The organism is Escherichia sp. AM3, from assembly GCF_032029835.1.
In the GTDB taxonomy this organism is placed as follows: domain Bacteria; phylum Pseudomonadota; class Gammaproteobacteria; order Enterobacterales; family Enterobacteriaceae; genus Escherichia; species Escherichia coli.
Genome location: NZ_JAVUPQ010000334.1, coordinates 1 through 1,200, shown reverse-complemented (window position 1 = coordinate 1,200; position 1,200 = coordinate 1). Strand labels below are relative to the sequence as shown.

Annotated in this window: 1 protein-coding gene and 2 pseudogenes; all 3 read left to right on the top strand. The window is 36.5% G+C overall.

The window, feature by feature from the left end:
• Positions 1-280, top strand: a pseudogene (locus RTW80_RS25615) (RHS repeat protein); the annotation flags it as partial.
• Positions 277-846, top strand: coding sequence for a protein YbfC (gene ybfC / locus RTW80_RS25610; RefSeq protein ID WP_025693588.1), 570 nt, complete (start codon positions 277-279; stop codon positions 844-846). The pseudogene RTW80_RS25615 and the gene ybfC, both read left to right, overlap by 4 nt.
• Positions 847-1,071: 225 nt before the next feature.
• Positions 1,072-1,200, top strand: a pseudogene (locus RTW80_RS25605) (transposase family protein); the annotation flags it as partial.

Here is a 1,200-nt window from a genome sequence, read left to right as displayed (position 1 = left end):
CGACTACACACTGTATTGCAGGAAGTGGGTAAAACCAAATCTGACTTGTACGCCACAGGATGATTCCCAGTATCCAGGGATGGATACAAAGACAGCAAGTGATTACCTGCCACAGACAAATTGGCCAACAACTCAATTACCACCAGGATATACTTGTGCAGAACCCTATTTATTCCCAGACATTAATAAACCCGATGGGCCAGCAACAGCAGGGATAGATGATTTGGGTGAAATTTTAGCTAAGATGAAACAGAGAACATCGAGAGGAATAAGAAAATGAAAAGAGTTTTGTTCTTTTTGCTGATGATATTTGTTAGTTTTGGTGTTATAGCTGATTGCGAAATACAAGCTAAAGATCATGATTGTTTTACTATTTTCGCTAAGGGTACTATTTTTTCCGCGTTTCCTGTCTTAAATAATAAAGCCATGTGGAGATGGTATCAGAATGAGGACATCGGTGAGTATTATTGGCAAACAGAACTGGGTACATGTAAAAATAATAAATTCACACCAAGCGGGGCGAGACTCTTAATTCGCGTCGGGTCACTACGCCTTAATGAAAATCATGCCATCAAAGGAACGTTGCGGGAGTTGATAAATACAGCAGAAAAAACGGCGTTTCTCGGCGATCGGTTTAGAAGTTATATAAGAGCGGGTATCTATCAAAAAAAGAGCAGTGATCCAGTTCAGTTGTTGGCAGTCCTTGATAATTCAATCATGGTAAAATATTTTAAAGATGAGAAACCAACTTATGCTCGAATGACAGCACATCTCCCGAACAAAAATGAGTCTTACGAATGTTTAATAAAGATACAGCATGAACTAATTCGTAGTGAAGAGAAATAAAATCTCTTCCTGAGAAAACAAATTAATCATTGTGAAAAATTATATAACTCATGGAATAGGTGTTTATTTTGCGTTCCATTTGCAGGGAAAGATCACGTAACGCTACTTTTTTGTACTAAATAATTCGAATTTTAAGTTCAACAATTGAGATACTACTTATTGTCTAAAGCTGTTTTTCATAGCTTATACATGATCAAATACTCCTTACATAAATAAGGTGAACAAATGGAACTTAAAAAATTGATGGAACATATTTCTATTATTCCCGATTACAGATAAGCCTGGAAAGTAGAGCATAAATTGTCAGGCATCCTACTATTGACTATTTGTGCCGTTATTTCTGGTGCAGAAAGT